The organism is Arthrobacter sp. HLT1-20 (assembly GCF_054510895.1).
Map to the genome: position 1 here is coordinate 14,727 of NZ_JBTNDR010000013.1, position 13,409 is coordinate 28,135.

The following is a 13,409-nucleotide window of genomic DNA, read 5'->3' on the forward strand; positions in this document are numbered from 1 at the left end:
CAGCATCAAGGGAGGACTGCCGGTCCTAGGATGGTTTCACAGGCCCGGCCGTGGCGGCATTCATGCAGTTGTAGGAACAACGTCGTCAGAACAGCAGAGGGAACCGCATCGCCAGGCGATGCGGTTCCCTCTGTTAGAGCTGCCTGCTAGAGCTGCCTGTTAGAGCTTGTCGAACTCAGACTCATCCAGTTTGGTGGGCGCAGCAATGGCAGCGGCCGTCGGCGTGCCGCCTGCCTTCAGGGCCGCCAGGCGGGCTTCAACCTCAGTCTGCTCGCCCAAATCCTCCAGAGAGTTGAACTGGGCATCCAGGCTGGAGGCGGCAAGCTCATTCTGGCCGCGGACCTTGGCTTCCTCGCGACGGATCTTCTCTTCGAAGCGGCTGACCTCGCTGGTGGGATCCATGATGTCGATGCTCTTGAGCGCGTCATTGACCTGGGTTTGGGCGGCGGCCGTCTTGGAACGGGCAATGAGCTCGTTGCGCTTGTTGGCCAGCTCGTTGAGCTTGCCCTCCATCTGCGTCAGGCCCGTCTTGAGCTTGTCCACAACCTCGTTCTGGGCGGCGATGGTGGGCTCGGCGGAGCGGGCCTCGTTCTCGGCGGTGATTTGGCGCTGCAGGGCAACCTTTGCCAGGTTGTCGAACTTCTGTGCGTCAGCGGCATTGCCTGCGGCACGGAATTCGTCGGCCTTGCGGCTGGCTGCGAGTGCCTTGGAACCCCAGTCCTGGGAGGCCTTGACATCCTCGTTGTAGTCGTCCTCGAGCATGCGCAGGTTGCCAATGGTTTGGGCAACAGCGCCTTGTGCCTCGATGATGTTGGACTTGTAGTCGCGCACCATCTGATCGAGCATTTTCTGCGGATCCTCGGCCTGGTCCAACAACGCATTGATATTGGCCTTGGTCAACTGTGCGATCCGGCCAAAAATTGACTGCTTTGCCATTCTTATCCCCTTATTGTGCTGTTGTACATCCAATAAAAACGTGAACAGGTGTTGCCAGAGGTACCCGGTGAAGACACGAGTCCGTTGGGCCTTCCCCAATTCTTGCCACAAGTTGCTTTCCAGTGCAATGCCATGATGGCACGACGCCGGATTTCCCGGCCGCTGCCTGCCGTCATGTTGCGTTGTGGGCGGCTCATGCGACGGGCAGGTCCGGGCTAGAAGTTGCCGCCTCCTCCGCCGAAGCCGCCACCACCGCCACCACCTCCTCCGCCGAAGCCGCCGCCGTCACCTCCGCCGAAGCCGCCACCACCGAATCCTCCGCCGCCACCGCCGGAGAGCAATCCGCCAATGATGCCGCCCAGGATTGCCCCGCCCATGCCGCCGCCCATGGAACCGCCGCCACGGCCGCCGCCGCCAAAACTGTCAACGTCATTTTGGGCGTATTGGATGGCTTGTTTGGCCAGCTCCTGGGCCTGTTGAGCGTAGCTCAAGGCGTTGCTGGGGTCCGATTCGGCAATCGATAGCGCGTAGTCAAAGTTTCTTTCAGCCTCGGACAAACGTGTCCGGGCGGAGGATCCAACCCCTCCTCGCCGGGCCGCAATAAAGTCCTTGGCCGTGGCGATGGTGGCTTGCGCGCCAGCCAGGGTTTGTTGCAGGGCTGCCTGGGCGCGCAAGGCCTGCTGCTGCTGGTCGCGGATGCCTGTCAACAGCTCATCGAGCTGGCCGTGGGCCGCTTGCACGGCAGCCATCATGGCGAGCGGATCCGGCTTTCCCCCGGCCTTTTGCATGCGCACATCGTTGAGCACTCCCTCTGCCGCATGGACGGTGGGGGCGTAGCGGGCAAATTCCTGGGTGGACACCATGGCCTTGGCCTGCTCCAGGTCGCCCACGGCTGCCGGAAGCGCCGTTTCCAGCGTCTTGGCGGCGTCTCCGATGGCGGCCCCTGTTTTGGCGATTGCCTCGAGCAAAACACCTGACTGCAACAGGCTTTCCTCGGCAGCCTTCACGGAAACCGCTGCAGCAGCGGTTTGCCCGGCCGCAAGCTTTGCGTCGGCGTCGGCGGCCGCCGTGTCAACAAAGTCAAGGCGTTCCTTGGCCTGTGCCACATTGTCCCGCACGGGGGCCACGGCCGAATCGGAATACTGTGAGGTCAGGGCGGCCAGTTTTTGTTCAGCCTCCGCCACAACTGTTCGGGCCTGGCCGGCTTGGGTGCGGATGCTGCTCAGCACGGCAGGGGCGGTTCGCTCCAGCTCTCGCAGTTCGTCAAAGGCTGCTTTTTCGGCATTCAAGGCGGCATTGGCATCTTCGCTGCGCTTGATAATTTCACCCAGCCACTGGCGCTGCTGCTCTATTGTGTCGGGAATTTCATCATCGAGTTGCTGCTGCAGCTTGAAGGACTCGGTCAGGTGCGCCTTGGCACTGTCCAAAGCCGCTTGGAATGGCTTGACAGCCTCCTCCCCGTACGATGCTTGGGCAAAACCGATCTCGTGTTCGCTGGTGTTGATGGCGTCGTCGGCGGCAATCAAGAGTGAGCCCGCCTTTGACTTCAACTCTGCTATGGACATGCCGGCATTGGGATCCAGCGGTTTTCCGTCGGGCCCGAAGCCTTTGGCTGTGGCCTCGGCAGCCGCCTTCCTGCGTTTGTTGCGAATGTACAGGGCCGTGCCGGCGCCGCCAACCACCACAGCACCGCCAATGCCCAAGGCCACCAAGCCGCCAGTGGGGTCGGGGACATCGCCCTTGCCGCCACCGGCCGCGTCGCCCAAGGCCCCGGCAGCATCAATGGCGGCCTGCGCCCAGTTGCTAGCGGCCAGTTGGGGCTTGATGGCGTTGGCTTGAATGTACTGGTTCTTCTCGTCGGGGATCACTGAGGTGTCCGCCAGGAGCGCATATTTCCTGTCCTTGACGGCAACCACCAGGAGGGCGTCGTTGGCACCCAGCTGCTTGGTGGTGGCCACCTCGGTGCCCCAAACCTCGCCGCTGAGGCCATCAAAGGAATCCACGTACACAACAAAGAACGTCAGCCCGTGGTCCTGGGCCAGCTTGTCAATGGCGGACTGAACCTTTGTTTTGTCATTGCCCAGCACCTTGGCGTTGTCAACCACGAACGTGCCCGGGGGAATGGTGACAGGGGGTTCAGCCTGGGCAATCCCGGCAGGAACCAGCAGGAAAGCCGCCAAAGCCAATGCTGTTAGAAATGGAGAAAATACCTTCAACCGTGAAAACATCGCTCACCTTTTGACGTAGGGCCATGACGTGGTTCGGCCTTAATACTTCACACGATACTATGGGGCCGTTTCGCCGCGCGTCCATGGACTTTCGCTCAACGGAAAACTCAGCGGGTGCCGGTGCTGGGCCATAATGGAAGCAGACGAACCTTCACAGCTACCTTCCAGCGAACGTTCGTCAAGGCACCAGCCACGGGCGGCATGATGAAACTCAAGCAAGGAATTAGTCACATGAGATGTCAACGAAGGGACAGCTGATGAACGAGAACAACGGCGAGAACAGCAGCCACAATCACGGCCAGCACGAGGACTCGCCCCTGGATTCACAGCAGTTTCCAGCCCCGGCCGGGCCGCAGGAAGCCACCAGCGGGCAGAGCGAAACACCTCAGCCCGATTCCGTAGCAGGTCAGGCCCCGTCCGCTGACAATCAGGACACGCCGCCGGTGCAGGCGGCCACTGCCGCCGACGGCCACGCCACCTACAGTGCGCCCTCAACGGGAGCACACGCTGCAACGCCGCCAACATTCCCCACAGCGCCGGCCCCCTATGGTGCGCCGTCCGCGGACGTCCGGGGCAGCGCTCAGGGTTCGGAAAATCCCACGGAGCGCATTCCTGCACCCTTGGGCAGTCCGAGCGTGCCCAGCCCCAGCACACCCAACGCCACCGAACCCATCCCCACGAACTTTGCCGCAGCCGGAACCGGCACCCCCGATCAGGGTTACACCGGCTACGGTGCGGGGCACGCGGGACCGGGGTACCCGGCGTCGAACGCGTACCCCCACACCCTGGCGCCGGCAGTCACCGCGCCCCCCAAGGAGCGCAAGAAGGTGGGCATGGGGCTGTTTGCCTCCAGCGTCCTGGCCGCAGCATTGGTGGGCGGCCTGGTGGCGGGGGGCACCATGTTCCTGGTGGACCAGAGCGGGAACAGCACGGTTGCCGGATCCAACCAGCAGAGCGCCCCGCTGGTCATCAACAACCCCAACTCGGTTAACGAGGTCAGCGCCGCAGCAGCCAAGGCCATGCCGTCGGTGGTCACCATTTCCGCCACGAGCGGTACGTCCGGCGGAACGGGTTCGGGCATCATTTTGAACTCGGACGGGTACATTCTCACGAACACCCACGTGGTGACCCTTGACGGTGCCGCAGCCCATGCCGCCATTGAGGTTCAGACCAGCGACAACAAGGTTTACAAGGGCACCATTGTGGGCACCGACCCGCTCTCCGATCTGGCTGTCATCAAAATCGACGCCCCCAACCTGGTCCCGGCCGCCTTGGGCGATTCCAGCAAGATCAATGTTGGCGACACCGTGATTGCCATTGGTTCCCCACTGGGCCTGAACGGCACTGTCACGGACGGCATCGTTTCCACCCTCAACAGGACCATCCAGGTGGCCTCCTCCGCGGTTCCGGAAACGCCCAGTGACTCCTCCGAAGACCCGTCCGACGGCGGCAACGGCTTCCGTTTCTCCCCTCCGGGCGGCGAACAGAACAACACCGCGGCGCAGGGCACCGTGAACCTGAACGTCATCCAGACCGATGCCGCCATCAACCCTGGCAACTCCGGCGGCGCCCTGGTCAACTCGTCGGGCCAGGTCATTGGCGTCAACGTGGCCATCGCCTCAACGGGTAGTTCCTCCAGCGCCAGCAGCCAGAGCGGGAACATCGGGGTGGGCTTCTCCATCCCGATCGACCACGCCAAGCGGGTGGCCGAGGAGATCATCAAGACAGGTAAGGCCTCGCACGGCCAGCTGGGCGTCTCCGTGGCAGGTACCTCCTCGACGGGCAGCAACAGCTCCTTCTCCACAGGTGCCACGGTGGCGTCGGTGACGGCCGGCAGTGCAGCAGCCAAGGCAGGAATCCAAAAGGGCGATGTCATCACCAAACTGGGGGAGCGCACCATCAGCGACCCCGCGGACCTGACGGCCGCAGTGCGTGAGCAGGCAGGCGGCGCCACGGTGAAGGTTGACTTCACCCGTGGCGGCAAGGCCCAGTCGGTGGATGTCACCCTGGACACCATGACAGCCAGCTAAGCTGCACTTGCTATGCCAAAGTCCCCCTCGTGGGCGGCCCAGAACCACGGCCGCCTAGGAGGGGGACTTTTTCCTTTCCTGCTCTGAACTTGTGTGTTGAACTCACGGTGAGTCCAGCGCATAGTTGACGTTTTTGCGGTGCAGTGTTCGCCACGAGTAAAGAACCGACCCAAGAAATTCCGGCTCCGGGCTGGCACGAACTATGCTGTGGGAGTAGGCCAAGGGCGAACCGGCGGCACTCGCCCCAGCAGGGGCAAGGGTGGCGCCCAACCATCCGTCCATGACACAAAGGACAGCAGTGGAAAACTCAGCACTGAACATTGTGGTACTGGTGAAATATGTGCCAGACGCGCAATTTGACCGCCATCTCACCGGCGACACCCACACCATTAACCGCAACGAGAGCATCCTCTCCGAACTGGACGAGTACGCCCTGGAAGCTGCTCTGGCATTGACTGATGCCCGCGGCGGTGCCAAAGGCGGCAACGTTGTCACGGCGCTGACGCTGGGCCCGGCCTCGGCCGCGGCGGCCGTGAAAAAGTCGCTGCAAATCGGCGCCACCCAGGGCCTGCACGTCAGTGACGAGGCGCTGTCAGGTTCCGACGCCTCAGCAACCTCCCTGGCGTTGGCGGCAGCCATCAACAGTCTTGGCCCGGTGGATTTGGTCATCACGGGCATGGCCTCCACCGACGGTGAAACCTCCATTGTTCCGGCCCAGCTTGCAGCCCGCCTGGGCCTTGCACAGCTGACCTTCGCCTCGGCACTGGAGGTTGACGGCAACACCGTCACCGCCCGCCGGGACGGCGATGACTTCTCCGAGGAAATCCAGGCTACGCTGCCGGCCCTGGTGTCCGTTACGGACCAGGCCAACGAGCCCCGCTACCCGAACTTCAAGGGCATCATTGCTGCGAAGAAGAAGAAGGTGACAACGGTGTCCCTGGCGGATCTGGGTTTGGCTCCCTCCGCCGTGGGGCATGCCGGTTCGCTGACGCAGGTGACTGCTGCAGCCGAGCGCCCCGCGCGCACAGCCGGCACCATCATCACCGATTCGGGCGATGCCGGCATCCAATTAGTTGACTTCCTGGCCGCGCAGAAACTGATCTAAGGACCTTTTCATGACTGCAATTGTTGTTTATATTGATCAGCTCGACGCCCCCGGCAAACTCTCCAACACCGTGCACCAGCTGCTCACCTTGGCCCGTGGCGCAGGCGAGCCCGTGGCCGTTGTTGCTGGCCCGGTGAGCGCTGAGGTCCTGGCCGAACTGGGTGCCTATGGTGTGAGCCGTGTGCTGCACTCCGAGCAGGCCGAGCTGGGTGCCTACCTGGTGGCGCCCCAGGCCGATCTTGTGGCCCAGGCGGCGGCGGCCGTTTCGGCCAGCGCCGTGCTGGTGGACAACAGTGCCGCCGGCAAGGAAATCGCTGCCCGTGCCGGTGTGGCCCTGAATGCCGGTGTCATCACCGATGCCGTAACCGTGACGTACGACGGCGGCGCCCTCGTCGCGCACAAATCGGTCCTTGCGGGGTCCTACACTGTTGAGGCACGGGCCACCTCGGCCGTTGCCGTCATCAGCGTCAAGGCCCACAGCGTGGAGGCCTCCCTGGCAGCGGCGCCCAGCGTCCCCGCCGTCGAGCCTGTAGACGTGGCCTTTGCACCCGCAAGCCTGGCAGCCCGCGTTGTTTCACGTACTCCGCGTGCAGCATCCGGCCGGCCGGACCTGGAGGACGCACGCATCGTGGTTGCTGGCGGCCGCGGCGTTGACGGCGACTTCACACCCGTTGAGGAGCTTGCCGACGTTCTGGGCGCAGCCGTTGGCGCATCGCGTGCGGCAACCGATGCCGGTTGGATCTCGCACGCGTCGCAGGTGGGTCAGACGGGCAAGAAGGTTTCCCCGCAGCTGTACATCTCGGTGGGCATATCAGGTGCCATCCAGCAGAAGGCCGGCATGCAGACCTCAAAGCTCATTGTGGCTGTGAACAAGGATGCGGAGTCGCCCATCTTTGAGATTGCCGACTTTGGCATTGTGGGAGACCTGTTCAAGGTGCTGCCGCAGGCCGTGGAAGAGATCAAGAAGCGCCGGGGCTAGTCCCCGCCATCCCCTGCAATTCAAAAATGCCGCCGTTCCCGCATTCTGCCGCCGTTACAACGGCGGCAGAATGCGGGAACGGCGGCATTTTTACCTGGAGAGGCTCGGATCCATCGGTTAGCGCGGGACGGAGGCCGTGGCGATCAGCGCGTCGGAGTTCATCTCAATGCGCGGGCCCACCGACTGGATGAAGTCGCGGCGAACCCTGGCAATGGCCTCGGGGTCACGGGGGAGCAGGGTGCGCCAGCCGCTGCCCATGACCAAATTCCAGGCCATGGCGTCATCAACCGTCAGCGTCAGCGGATGCGTGGTGACGGAGACATCTTCCAGGCCGCGTTCGCCCAACCACGCAGCCAGTGATTTCACCGAGGCCACCCGAGCCATATTCACGTTGGCTTCGGGAACCACCCCCGCCAGGCGGGGCCGCTCCTTGATGGCCGCCTCAAGGATGCGTCCGGCGAAGGGCTCCAGGGCGCCCTCAACCCAGGTGCTGGTCACGAGCCTGCCGCCGGGGCGGAGCATGGAGGCAAGATGCTCAATGCCGGCTTCCATGTCGGCAAAGAAGAACATGCTGTAGGAACACAGGACCGCGTCAAAGGTGCGGTGCCCGCGCCAGGCGGTTACGTCGGCCTCCGTCAGCGTGGTGTTGAGGATGCCGCGCTCGGCCAGATTTGCTGCAGCCATGCGCAAAAGTCCTGTGGAAAGATCCACACCATCAACGGTCCCGTTGGGTCCCACGGCTAAGGCAGCCGGGATGGTGGCGGCACCGGTGCCGCAGCACGCATCCAATACTTTTTCCCCTGGTTTCAACACGGCGGCTGCCACCACGTCGCGGCCCATAGGGTCCCAGAGCTTGTCCGACCACGCCTCGAATTGCAGCGCTCCGTCAGTAAACGCCAAGCCAGGATCGCGAGCGGACATGCATACCTCCAGTTGATGAAATGAGTCAGCCAAGAATCTGGCGGTGAGACTTAGGCCTGGATTTGTGCCCCGGCGAAATCATTCTGGCGCCACGCCTCGAAGATGGCAATCGAGGCGGCGTTGGCCAGGTTCAAGGACCGAAGCGACGGCATCATGGGCAAGCGCACCCGCGAGGTCACGTGGGTATCGTGTTTGACGTCCTCGGGCAGTCCGTCGGATTCGCGGCCGAACAGCAGCACGTCCCCGGGCTGGTAGGCGACGTCCGTGTAGTTCACTTCGCCATCTGAGGTGAAAGCGTAGACCCGCTCCGGGGCCAGGACCTGCCACGCAGCATCCAAGGTTTTGTGGACCGTCACCACTGCCAGGTCATGGTAATCCAGACCGGCCCGACGCAACTTCGCGTCGGAGAAGTCGAAACCCAGGGGTTCAACAAGGTGCAGTTCGGCGCCGGTTATGGCGGCCAATCGGATGGCATTGCCAGTATTGCCGGGGATTTCTGGCGTCAGGAAGAGGATGCGAAACACGCTTTTCATCCTACAGCTTGTTGGGTTGCCCAGACGCGCCTGCGGCTGTGCCTGGGCAGGGCCGGGCCCACGCGCCCGAGGGCCCCGCTGTCTGGGCCCACAGCTCCGAGGGGCCCCAAGTGCAGACGCGCCAGCGGCTGTGCTTGGGGAGGAGCTGGGGATTAGTACATGCCGCCCAGCAGCCGGGCCAAGACTTGCAGGTCAACCACATTGGGGTTCGGCCCGGAGGCCAGGAACTGCTTCACTTCACGGACAAAGCGTGCCGCGTTGGCCACGTTGAGGATGTTTGAGCCGTCGGGTTCGGTGCTGCGGGCGTAGTCAATGACCGGTTCAAACAGGTTGCCCGTGCTGCTGTGCACACACACCCAGGCGGTGACGTTGCATTCCGGGAAGAGTTCCTGAAATTGGCGGGTTGCAGGAATCAGCTGCGGCGGTGCCGCCACCTTGTTCCCATGGACCAGTGCCCCGCCGTCCCAACGGAAAGCGCCGTCGGGCACCAGCATGGAACCCACAATGGCAATCCTGTAGCCGGAGATCAGCACATGGTCCAGGTAGCCGTTGCTGAACGGCGCATTGAGACCGTTGATGAGGCGCGCTGCGGGAATGCTTGGCATGACCTGCTGCATGATCAGTTGCGCCGTGCGTGCCTCGCGGGCCAGCCGTGAAGCAGCGCCAAAAACGCCGCGCTTTCGGGGCGCACCGTGAACGGGCTGCGCCGCCGTGCTGCGGGGCAGCACGGGCTTTTCACCGTCGCTGAGGCTTTCAAAGCCGGGCACATACATGGCCGGGTCGCTGGCCGTCCGGCGTTCGGCCGGTTTGCGCCGCGTGTGGAAGCCCGGAGTTCCGCCGTCGGACGTGGAGGGGCGGGCAGAGGATCCGCCGGGGTAGGAGGCTCCGGTGCCCCTGCGCCCGGGGGTGCCCTGGCTTGCATAGGATTTGTCGTATGTTTGGCGCCGCGCCGGATCCACCAGGACCTCGTAGGCTTCGGTGACTTGGCGGAACAACGCCGGATCTCCGCCCCTGTCCGGGTGGGAGATCCTGGCAGCCTTGCGGTAGGCGATCTTGACGTCGCGTTCGGTGGCCGTGGGCGCAAGTCCCAGGACTTGATAGTGGGTGAGGAATTTCGCGCTCACTTCTGGCCTTTCCCTTGCCTGGCTGTGCCGAAAGATCAGTCTATCCGCCAGCGAAGGAGACAATTCAGTGCAGGGGCGCGTGCACTGTCATAATGGCTCTTGCCATGAAGACTTCCTCCACGCCCGCGCAGTCGAGCGCCCCCGCAGCCCTGGCCATCGCCGTGGCCATCAATCCGCGCGCTGCCTTTGGTGGCAGGGGCCCGAACACCTCAGGCAAGGCGGGGGACATGGTGGTGGCGCGCCTGCGCCGCGCCGGCCATCAGGTGGCGGTGTTGCGCCGCCGCGACTACCAAGCGTTGCAGGAAGCCGTCGACGCCGAGTTTGCCGCAGGTGCCCAGGCCCTGGTGGTGGTGGGTGGCGACGGCATGGTCCACCTCGGCGTGAACGCGCTGGCCGGCACGGAAATACCCTTGGGCATTGTCCCGGCGGGGACCGGCAACGACGCCGCCCGCGCCTTGGGGTTGGACCCCAAGGATCCGGGAGCCGCCGTCGACCGTTTCCTGAAAGCCTGCCAGGGCGCTCCCCGCACGGTGGACCTGGGCCGGATCGAGCGCGCCGGGCAGGGGCCGGTCTGGTTCATGTGCGCCCTCTCGGCGGGCTTTGACGCCCTGGTCAACGAGCGCGCCAATGGCTGGCGGTGGCCGCGCGGGCCCATGCGCTACAACCTGGCGATCCTGCGCGAGCTGGCCACCTTGCAGCCGCTGCAGTACTCATTGGTGGTGGACGGTGTGGCCCGCGAACAAAAGGCCGTGCTGATCTCCGTGTCCAACGGCATCTCCATTGGCGGGGGCATGAAGATCACCCCTGATGCCAAGTACGACGACGGCCTGCTGGATTTGTTTGTGGTGGCACCTGTGTCGCGGCTGACGTTCCTGCGCATTTATCCTCTAGTTTTCTCCGGCCGGCACACCTCCCACCCCATGGTGAGCATTGAGCGGGTCAAAGAGGTCAGCATGGAATCTGCCGGACTCGTGGCCTATGCCGACGGCGAGCGAATGGGGCCGCTGCCGGCAACCATCAAGGTGGACGCCGGTGCCCTGCGGGTGTGGGTGTAGCCCGGTCCCGGCCGGCTCATCGGTACAGTTGAAGGTGTGAATCGAAGGAGCAGCAAGGTGAAACAGGTGACGACTGCCGTGGGGGTGGCTGCTATGGCTGTCGCGGTGTTGACCGGCTGCACCATCACAGTGCCCTCGCCAACTCCTCCCACGGTCGCCCAAAGCACCGCCCCGCCCAGCTTTGCCCCGCCCACCGTTGTTGCCGGACACGACGCCGCAGCCGTGGCGGCGGCGCCCATGACCTTTGCGGCCGGCAACTCACTCCGGGAGAACATCCCCGTTGACTTCAGCGACATCCTGGGCCAGCCGCAGGACGATGTGGAAATGCCGGGCCCGCCGCACTGGAAGCTGCTGAAGAAGAACATGGCGGGGCAGACGCAGTACAGCAACGCCGCCGGGTGCCAGACAGCTTATTGGGTGGCTCGCAATCAGGGGCCGCTCATCACCATGGGCGATGACAAAAGCTCCACGCTTGAGCTGATGCAGTACTTGATTCCCTCGGTGCTGCCCACGGCTCTGACGGAAACCACGCTCCCGTGGGTTGCCGAAGCAGGCAGCAAGGGACCCGGCATCACGTTCCTGCGCCACAACACCAAGGCAGCCAAGGGCGTCATGGCCAGCACCGTGTGGGCGCGCATGCTGGGCACGGCCGACACTGCCCTCACAGTGACATTGGCCTGCCCCAGCGATGCGCTGCTGGCGTCCACCACACCGGAACTTATGGCGAAGTTGTCGGTGGCTCCGCCGCTGAACTAGCGGCCGCGGGTGTAGCGCAGGAACAGCATGGAATCTGCCTTCAGGATGCTGTCCAGGGTCATTGTGCGCGGAAGATGACCGCCGATTCCGTGGGCAATGCGCCCCGCGGGGCCACCCACCAGCAGCGGCGACACCGTTACGCGCAGCTCATCCACCATGTCCGCGGCGGCAAAGGTGCCCAGCAGCGTTGGCCCGCCCTCGGAGTGGATCCGGTGGAGGCCGCGCGCACCCAGCTCAGCTCTCAAGAGCTCAACATCCAAGGAATCCTTGCCCACGCTGACCACCTCTGCCACGCGGGCAAGCGCCCGGCGCGGAGCTGCGGGGGCGGACTCCAAGGTTAGGACCAATGGCCTGACGGGGGCATCGGTAAAGACCTCCATGCCCGGATCCAGGTTCAGGGTGCCGGAGACGATGGCCAGCGGCGGGTGCGCCGGGAGTCCGTGGCTGCTGCGCCATTGCTGGGCCGCGGGGCTGAGCAATTCCCCGCCGTAGCCCTCAGCCCGGATGGTTTGGGCACCCACCAGGATCACGTGCGCGTTTTGGCGCAGCTGTGTGAAAATGCGCTGGTCCATGGCGTTGCCCAGCTGCCCCGAGAGCCCGTCCACCGTGGCTGCCCCGTCAATGCTGGAGACGAAATTAAAGCTAACCCACGGCGTGGCAGCGGAGACGCCGTTGGCCGGCGCAAGCAGCTCGGCCTCCAGTTCGGCGTCGGAGAGCACTGCAGCATTCGGGAAGATCCGCTCAATCATGGTGTTCTCCTCGTGGGACAAGACTGCTCAGGCGCTTGCGGGCTGGCCGGGGTGGGCCGGCACATTGACCTCGCCCATGTTATGCAAGAGGTAGGCAGGTTTCCGCCACCCCAGCACTGCCTCGGTCATGCGGATGGCCGAGTTGGCGGCGGCCACATTGTGCATGCGCAGGATCCGGGCGCCACCAAGAATGCAGATGACCCCCGTGGCCAGGGAACCTTCCAGCCGTTCGTTCTTGCTTTGGTCAAGGGTCTCACCAATGAAATCCTTGTTGGACACCGCAGCCAGTGCCGGGAAGCCCAAGGCAGCGATTTCGTTGAAGCGCCTAGTGATTTCGAGGGTGTGCAGGGTGTTCTTGTTGAGGTCGTGCCCGGGGTCGATGATGATCTTCTCGGCCGGGACACCCAGGGAGATGGCCAGCTCCACCTTCTCCGCCAGGAACGCGGCAACCTCGGCCACCACGTCGTCATAGTGCGGGCGGGGGTAAATGGTGCGCGGTTTAGCCAGTGAATGCGTGATCACCAGGTGGGCCCCGGACTCGGCCACCACGGAAGCGATCTCCGGGTTGGCCAGGCCAGTGGTGTCGTTGATGACAGTGGCCCCTGCCTCAATGCTGCGCGCGGCCACCTCGGGCAGGAACGTGTCCACGGAGATGATGACGTCGCCGGTGGCGGCAACCGCTGCAATCACCGGCACCACGCGGTCGCCTTCCTCCTGCGCACTCAGCGGCGGGCCCGGCGCAAAAGGCACGCCGCCAATGTCCACCCAGTCGGCACCCTGCGCCACGGCTGCCAATGAAGCGGCCACCGCAGCATCCAGGGCAAAGGTGGCTCCGCCGTCGTAAAACGAATCAGGGGTGCGGTTGATGATGGCCATGAGCGCCACCTGCCGGCTGAAATCCAGCGTGCGCGTGCCAAAGTGGTGAACCGGGTGCAGGAGCTGAGGCGTGTAAAACGGGGCAGCTGTGGTCCGGTCCGAAGTCATCATACTCAT

Annotated in this window: 12 protein-coding genes; 5 read left to right on the forward strand and 7 right to left on the reverse strand. The window is 64.1% G+C overall.

Annotation, left to right across the window (positions count from 1 at the left end; genetic code table 11):
* Positions 1-159: 159 nt before the first annotated feature.
* Both ACX80Q_RS08910 and ACX80Q_RS08915 read right to left on the reverse strand, forming a co-directional pair.
* Positions 160-936, reverse strand: a complete 777-nt coding sequence (locus ACX80Q_RS08910; RefSeq protein ID WP_459330175.1) for a PspA/IM30 family protein — start codon at positions 934-936, stop codon at positions 160-162.
* Between the two features lie 215 nt (positions 937-1,151).
* Complete coding sequence (locus tag ACX80Q_RS08915; protein ID WP_459330176.1) at positions 1,152-3,164, reverse strand: TPM domain-containing protein; 2,013 nt, start codon at positions 3,162-3,164, stop codon at positions 1,152-1,154.
* Between the two features lie 257 nt (positions 3,165-3,421).
* Between ACX80Q_RS08915 and ACX80Q_RS08920 the strand changes: the two genes are divergently transcribed.
* The 3 genes from ACX80Q_RS08920 to ACX80Q_RS08930 all read left to right on the forward strand — a co-directional run bounded on the left by ACX80Q_RS08920 (position 3,422) and on the right by ACX80Q_RS08930 (position 7,278).
* Positions 3,422-5,194, forward strand: coding sequence for a S1C family serine protease (locus tag ACX80Q_RS08920; RefSeq protein ID WP_459330177.1), 1,773 nt, complete (start codon positions 3,422-3,424; stop codon positions 5,192-5,194).
* 280 nt (positions 5,195-5,474) lie between these two features.
* On the forward strand, positions 5,475-6,299 hold the full coding sequence (locus ACX80Q_RS08925; protein ID WP_459330178.1) for an electron transfer flavoprotein subunit beta/FixA family protein: 825 nt from the start codon (positions 5,475-5,477) through the stop codon (positions 6,297-6,299).
* A 10-nt stretch (positions 6,300-6,309) separates the two neighbouring features.
* A complete protein-coding gene (locus ACX80Q_RS08930; protein ID WP_459330179.1) occupies positions 6,310-7,278 on the forward strand; it encodes an electron transfer flavoprotein subunit alpha/FixB family protein in 969 nt (322 codons plus the stop codon).
* A gap of 117 nt (positions 7,279-7,395) precedes the next feature.
* On the opposite strand, the gene ACX80Q_RS08935 is transcribed toward ACX80Q_RS08930, so the two are convergent.
* The 3 genes from ACX80Q_RS08935 to ACX80Q_RS08945 form a co-directional block, all read right to left on the reverse strand.
* On the reverse strand, positions 7,396-8,199 hold the full coding sequence (locus ACX80Q_RS08935; RefSeq protein WP_459330180.1) for a class I SAM-dependent methyltransferase: 804 nt from the start codon (positions 8,197-8,199) through the stop codon (positions 7,396-7,398).
* A gap of 50 nt (positions 8,200-8,249) precedes the next feature.
* Positions 8,250-8,723: a tRNA (cytidine(34)-2'-O)-methyltransferase gene (locus ACX80Q_RS08940; RefSeq protein WP_459330181.1), complete on the reverse strand. Its 474-nt coding sequence runs from the start codon at positions 8,721-8,723 to the stop codon at positions 8,250-8,252.
* Positions 8,724-8,884: 161 nt separating this feature from the next.
* Positions 8,885-9,856: a J domain-containing protein gene (locus tag ACX80Q_RS08945; protein ID WP_459330182.1), complete on the reverse strand. Its 972-nt coding sequence runs from the start codon at positions 9,854-9,856 to the stop codon at positions 8,885-8,887.
* 104 nt (positions 9,857-9,960) lie between these two features.
* Here ACX80Q_RS08945 and ACX80Q_RS08950 point away from each other — a divergent pair, with 104 nt between their 5' ends.
* Positions 9,961-10,911: a diacylglycerol kinase family protein gene (locus ACX80Q_RS08950; RefSeq protein ID WP_459330183.1), complete on the forward strand. Its 951-nt coding sequence runs from the start codon at positions 9,961-9,963 to the stop codon at positions 10,909-10,911.
* Between the two features lie 57 nt (positions 10,912-10,968).
* Entirely contained in the window at positions 10,969-11,667 is a 699-nt protein-coding gene (locus tag ACX80Q_RS08955) for a hypothetical protein (protein WP_459330184.1), read from the forward strand.
* Here ACX80Q_RS08955 and ACX80Q_RS08960 read toward each other — a convergent pair.
* Together ACX80Q_RS08960 and folP are read right to left on the reverse strand one after the other, a co-directional pair.
* Complete coding sequence (locus ACX80Q_RS08960; RefSeq protein WP_459330185.1) at positions 11,664-12,416, reverse strand: pyrimidine reductase family protein; 753 nt, start codon at positions 12,414-12,416, stop codon at positions 11,664-11,666. The genes ACX80Q_RS08955 and ACX80Q_RS08960 overlap by 4 nt on opposite strands.
* A 27-nt stretch (positions 12,417-12,443) precedes the next feature.
* A complete protein-coding gene (gene folP / locus ACX80Q_RS08965) occupies positions 12,444-13,409 on the reverse strand; it encodes a dihydropteroate synthase (RefSeq protein ID WP_459330186.1) in 966 nt (321 codons plus the stop codon).

Bases quoted from the DNA above. Each gene is read 5' to 3' on its own strand.
- ACX80Q_RS08910 (WP_459330175.1), bottom strand. From the start codon at position 936: ATGGCAAAGCAGTCAATTTTTGGCCGGATCGCACAGTTGACCAAGGCC.
- ACX80Q_RS08915 (WP_459330176.1), bottom strand. From the start codon at position 3,164: ATGTTTTCACGGTTGAAGGTATTTTCTCCATTTCTAACAGCATTGGCT.
- ACX80Q_RS08920 (WP_459330177.1), top strand. From the start codon at position 3,422: ATGAACGAGAACAACGGCGAGAACAGCAGCCACAATCACGGCCAGCAC.
- ACX80Q_RS08925 (WP_459330178.1), top strand. From the start codon at position 5,475: ATGACACAAAGGACAGCAGTGGAAAACTCAGCACTGAACATTGTGGTA.
- ACX80Q_RS08930 (WP_459330179.1), top strand. From the start codon at position 6,310: ATGACTGCAATTGTTGTTTATATTGATCAGCTCGACGCCCCCGGCAAA.
- ACX80Q_RS08935 (WP_459330180.1), bottom strand. From the start codon at position 8,199: ATGTCCGCTCGCGATCCTGGCTTGGCGTTTACTGACGGAGCGCTGCAA.
- ACX80Q_RS08950 (WP_459330183.1), top strand. From the start codon at position 9,961: ATGAAGACTTCCTCCACGCCCGCGCAGTCGAGCGCCCCCGCAGCCCTG.
- ACX80Q_RS08960 (WP_459330185.1), bottom strand. From the start codon at position 12,416: ATGATTGAGCGGATCTTCCCGAATGCTGCAGTGCTCTCCGACGCCGAA.
- folP (WP_459330186.1), bottom strand. From the start codon at position 13,409: ATGAGTATGATGACTTCGGACCGGACCACAGCTGCCCCGTTTTACACG.